The sequence below is a fragment of the Siphonobacter sp. BAB-5405 genome, from assembly GCF_002872335.1.
Classification (GTDB): Bacteria; Bacteroidota; Bacteroidia; order Cytophagales; family Spirosomataceae; genus Siphonobacter.
Map to the genome: position 1 here is coordinate 1 of NZ_NJAG01000086.1, position 4628 is coordinate 4628.

Below are 4628 nucleotides of genomic sequence, written 5' to 3' on the forward strand. Positions count from 1 at the left end.
GGGCTTTTTATCTTTTTCTGATCAACAGTGTTTGTATCAGCCTGGCTACCTTTCTCATCGTTCGCTTTCTAGGGTATCATCAAAAAAAATACCCTTCCCGGGACATTGAACGCCGCGTGCGGCAAACGATCTGGATTTCGGTACTGATCGTGCTAGGACCGAGTACCTATTTAGGCTATCAAATTGTACGTAAATCCATTTTTGAGCAGGCCGCCAAGCAGTTTGTTGCCAACGAGTGCAATTTTCAATATCGTCAGGTGGTCGCTTATAATGCCCGGTTTAACCGGCAGCAAAGTTTGCTTGAATTGACCATGGTAGGTGAGCCCTTGCCGGTCGATTCTATTCAGGCCCTTCGCCAAAAAATGCCGGCTTATGGAATGAATACGGCTCGCTTAGTTGTCAAGCAAGGCAGCTTCAAGGACGCCGAAGTGGATGTCAATGCCATTACATCAACTGTTACAGACCAGGTAATCAAGTATTCGCAAAACTCCATTAGCCGGAAAGACCAAACCATCGACTCGTTGCGTCAGGCTTTGCAAAGGCTTCAGGTCAATCAGATTTCAGTTGCTGATCTGAATCAGGAACTCCGCACGCTCATGCCCAATGTGCAGAGTTTTACCGCTGCCTCTACGCTATTAATGAATCGCAAAACTCAACCCGATACGGTGCTGGTCGTCTACGCAAAAATGGCTAAACGGCCTAGCTTAACCGAGCGGCGACGTCTGGAAAACTGGCTCCTGACTCGAACGAAAAGTAAGAAGATTAAAACTGATTCTGGAGTAAAGGCTGACTTTTAAGAAAAGGAAATGTATGTTCCCAATTTCACAATTATTCCTGAAATTGGGAACATACCCTAAGTATAGGGAAGTAGATCATCCGTTACTAAAATTTCCTACATATCACTCCCCGAAATCCCCTGTACGCGAAGCAGTTCGGCTGAACCGTTTAGCTTTTCGATGAGTTCAATAATTTCCTGAGGATCGACATCACTGCCCGAAAGACTTAAGATGCCCTCTTCAATATTCCACTGGGAGATGGCAGCTAGCTGACTAAGTTGCTGACCAACCGCTTCGTGTTGCTGGTCGGAAAGGTTCGTTTTAAACTTAAGGATTTCCATAGACTAAGGATTGGACGTTTCGTAATCAACGATCTGGACCATGCTTTGTTTGAAAGAACCTTCCTCTACGAAGGCATCCCTACCCGCTGTTTGGAGAGCGAACGCAGGTAAATGATGCCTGCCGTACCTGAAATGAATTGAAGCCAGGAGGATAACCATATTTAGCCGCATCCACGTGATGATCGTCACTAAAGGCTAGATTTGACACGAACAGCGACATTGTAAAACCCACCCCCGCCAAGAGGGCTACGCCAAACACGTGCTTCCAGGTGACCAGATTAGGCAGATCGGCGGCTCTGAGCTTAACCATCAAGTACGTAAAACCAAAAACCCCTGTTAGTTTTCCGAGAACCAGACCTATGCCCACGCCGGCACTGACGGGATTCACCAGCTCGGAAAAGAAGTTGCTACCGATGTGCATGCCCGAATTGGCCAAAGCAAACACGGGCATGATCCCAAAGGCCACCCAGGGATGCAGGGTATGTTCTATTTTCTGCAAGGGCGTTTGAGCATCCAGGCTTATACGCTTGATTTCTTCGACAATATGATGTTGATCAGACGTCATTAAAGGCCCATGCAGCGGAATGGCTACTTCAAAGGCCTTAGCATGCGAATAGATCTGCCCAAGGTATTCCTGTTCGTTGATTTTGGTTCGGGCTGGAATGGTAAAGGCTACCAGCACGCCAGCGATGGTGGCGTGTACCCCCGAAAAGAGAAAACAAGCCCAGACAACAATACCAAAGATGAGGTAAAACAAGCTACGCCGGGTGCCGAGCAAATTTCCGGCTAGCAGTACGACGAGAAAACCGAATCCGACAAACAGAGAAGTAAAGTCAATGTGGGCTGTGTAAAAGAAAGCAATAACCAGGACCGCCCCTAAATCATCGGCTACGGCCAAGGCCGAAAGGAATACTTTAACCGAGGCGGGAATGTGTTTACCGGATAAGGAAAGCAGGCCCAGAGCAAAGGCAATATCAGTTGCCATGGGAATACCCCAGCCGGAAATGGAATCTAAACCGGTATTAAAAAGCACGTAAATTAAGGCAGGCACCAGCATACCGCCTAGGGCTGCCACCATAGGCAGGGATGCCTTTTTTAAGCGTAGAGAGTTCTCCTGCCATGAACTCCCGCTTGAGTTCCAGACCAATGACAAAGAAGAAAAACGGCCATCAGTCCATCATTGATCCAGAGTGTGTAAGGGGTGATCAAAACGTGCTGGGCAAAGCCTACGGAAAGACTGGTTTCCCAGACGTGGTGGTAGGATTCTGCCCCGGGTGAATTCGCCCAGAACAGGGCTGCCACAACGCTTAAAAATAAAACGATACCACTCGTATACTCCTGGTGGATGAATTTGCTAATGGGTCGAACGACCACATCAATGGGTGTTTGGCTCATCTTCGCCTCGAATCAATGGTTGCAGCGGTAAAGATAGCCTTAAGGCCTTAAGGAAGCCCCCAATGGAACGGCGAAAGTAAAGCCTTATAGAAGGCAAAGATTGAGTAGTAAAGATAAGAACAAAGGGTCCTTGGGCTGACGAATACTTACGGAAACAGGAGGAATAAACAAGTAAAAAAGGCATCGGTTGAAAAAGCCTACATACAAAAATAAGCACGTTTTTGTATGTAGGCTTCGATTTATAGACTCATGTGCTGCTTGTTTGGCAAATATAAGAAGAGATCATTTTAAAGGCCCATGAAGACTTCAAACGTGAGTTTGAGGCCTAGGAGCCGGAGCTTAGTAAAGTCTTACCATTTAACCGCACGTTTGCTAAGAAGCTAGAGCTACTCCGATCATTTGAATAACGGGCAAAAAGAAAGCTTGTTTAGATTCCCTAAGCAAGCTTTCTTTAGATGGGGCCTGACAGGTAACCAGCAATAAAGCTACATGGAGCGTGAACCCGGTAGCAACCCCTTTACGCAGGACTCCGTTCGTAGGTAGATTCAAATCCCCCGAATGAATCAGCCTACTAGCCAAGTAGATTTTCAACCGCCGATAAAAAATCTTACCCTACCTAAAGGCGTAACTAAGGTCGGTTAGCCATTACTAACCCCAACGCTACAAAGATAAAGGGAATAGGATTAGTCGCTCTAGCATTAATTTAGTCGGATCAATACCCTAAAATGTAAGGGTTACAGGCGGAAAGTAGCTAGGTATCTAAACCTCGTATAGGCTAATACGTAAAGTAAATCCTAAAGTGTTGCATACGCCCTTAATACCTTCTTTTTAATTGATATATGACAATAAATTCACCTTACTGCTGATTGAGCTGGAGTTTTAATTTACTTCGTGTGGATCCCCGTCAGCATCATTTGGCCTAGTCTTTTACTAGGTTACGTTTTCCTTCCAACCTCTACATTCTCATCTCGCATGAATTCTGCTTCTCAATCCGCAGAGAATAGCTCACAGCCGGCTCTCTCAGCCCTGGAGTACCAAATCTTCATGGAGTCCTTTGCCCAGGCCTTCTGGGAAACCGATGCGAAGGGTATGGTTACTACCGATTCGCCCAGCTGGCGAGCCTACACTGGCCAATCGTTAGAAGAATGGCTGGGCGAGGGATGGGCCAAAGCGGTGCATCCCGACGATCAGGAATATGCCCTTTCGCAGTGGCAGGAGGCGGCCAGACTACGTCAACCCGTAAACGCGGAGTTTCGTCTACGCTCACCTACGGGTGGCTGGCGGTGGACCAACGTGCGGGCGACGCCCATGCTGAACGCCGACGGAAGCGTCAAAAAATGGCTGGGCATTAATATTGATATTCAGGACAAAAAAGAAGCCGAAGCAGCCTTACAAGCAAGCCAGCGACACCTACCAGCGGGAACTTAAGCAGCAAATCGCCCAGCGAACCCAACAGTTAGAGGAAAGCCGGGCCTTACTCAAGGCTACCCTGGATAGTACCCTGGAAATGATTCAAGTGTTCAAGGCGGTACGCAATCAGGAAGGAGAAATTATTGATTTCGTCTGGATACTCAACAATGAGAGCAGTGAGCAGCAGTACGGAGATGTCATTGGCGAAAGCCTGCTCACGCTCAATCCCGGCGTGAAAGAAGTGGGCATTTTTGATACGTTTAAGCAGGTATGCGAAACGGGTATTCCGGATCAATCTGAACGGCATTATGTACATGAGCAGTTTGATGGCTGGTTTTATCAGTCCACAGTGAAGCTCGGCGATGGCGTAGCGACGACGACCACCGATATGACTACGATGAAGCAGGGCGAAGTGGAAATTCGCCGACTGAAAGATGAAATAGCCCAGCAGGCCACGGATAAATACCAAATGCTGTTTAATTCCATTGATCAGGGCTTCTGTATCATTGAGGTTCTGTTTGATGAGCAAGACCAGCCCACCGATTATCGCTTTGCAGAAACCAATCAAGCATTTCTCCGACAAACGGGCCTTGAGAATGCCCTTGGGAAAACGATGCGGGAGCTAGCCCCCGAGCATGAGCAATTTTGGTTTGACATCTATGCTCAAGTAGCTCGGAGCGGCGAACCCGTCCGTTTGAGCATGGGC

General features: G+C 47.6%; 5 protein-coding genes and 2 pseudogenes. 3 read left to right on the plus strand and 4 right to left on the minus strand.

All coding sequences use genetic code 11. The annotated features are described in order from the left end of the window. Positions 1-797, plus strand: a pseudogene (locus BWI97_RS25705) (TIGR00341 family protein); the annotation flags it as partial. A gap of 95 nt (positions 798-892) precedes the next feature. Here the strand turns inward: BWI97_RS25705 and BWI97_RS25710 are convergent. The 4 genes from BWI97_RS25710 to BWI97_RS29075 all read right to left on the minus strand — a co-directional run bounded on the left by BWI97_RS25710 (position 893) and on the right by BWI97_RS29075 (position 2512). Next, a complete protein-coding gene (locus BWI97_RS25710) occupies positions 893-1117 on the minus strand; it encodes a hypothetical protein (protein ID WP_102203354.1) in 225 nt (74 codons plus the stop codon). Between the two features lie 79 nt (positions 1118-1196). After that, the gene (nhaA, locus tag BWI97_RS25715) at positions 1197-2195 is read right to left on the minus strand and encodes a Na+/H+ antiporter NhaA (protein WP_199182107.1); all 999 of its coding nucleotides are present in this window, start codon (positions 2193-2195) and stop codon (positions 1197-1199) included. After that, positions 2140-2265 carry a hypothetical protein gene (locus BWI97_RS29375; protein ID WP_199182110.1) on the minus strand — a complete coding sequence of 42 codons (126 nt, stop codon included), beginning with the start codon at positions 2263-2265 and terminating at the stop codon, positions 2140-2142. The genes nhaA and BWI97_RS29375 overlap by 56 nt, the downstream gene beginning before the upstream one ends. Further along, positions 2213-2512 (minus strand): Na+/H+ antiporter NhaA, encoded by a 300-nt coding sequence (locus BWI97_RS29075; protein ID WP_199182108.1) that lies wholly within the window; start codon positions 2510-2512, stop codon positions 2213-2215. The genes BWI97_RS29375 and BWI97_RS29075 overlap by 53 nt, the downstream gene beginning before the upstream one ends. A gap of 972 nt (positions 2513-3484) precedes the next feature. On the opposite strand from BWI97_RS29075, the gene BWI97_RS25720 reads away from it, so the two are divergent. Both BWI97_RS25720 and BWI97_RS25725 read left to right on the plus strand, forming a co-directional pair. After that, positions 3485-3940, plus strand: a complete 456-nt coding sequence (locus BWI97_RS25720; RefSeq protein ID WP_102203355.1) for a PAS domain-containing protein — start codon at positions 3485-3487, stop codon at positions 3938-3940. Continuing rightward, positions 3867-4628 (plus strand): annotated as a pseudogene (locus BWI97_RS25725) (PAS domain-containing protein); the annotation flags it as partial. The gene BWI97_RS25720 and the pseudogene BWI97_RS25725, both read left to right, overlap by 74 nt.

Coding starts and splice junctions, on each gene's coding strand:
- BWI97_RS25710 (WP_102203354.1), bottom strand. CDS start 1,117: ATGGAAATCCTTAAGTTTAAAACGAACCTTTCCGACCAGCAACACGAA.
- BWI97_RS29075 (WP_199182108.1), bottom strand. CDS start 2,512: ATGAGCCAAACACCCATTGATGTGGTCGTTCGACCCATTAGCAAATTC.
- BWI97_RS25720 (WP_102203355.1), top strand. CDS start 3,485: ATGAATTCTGCTTCTCAATCCGCAGAGAATAGCTCACAGCCGGCTCTC.
- nhaA (WP_199182107.1), bottom strand. CDS start 2,195: ATGGTGGCAGCCCTAGGCGGTATGCTGGTGCCTGCCTTAATTTACGTG.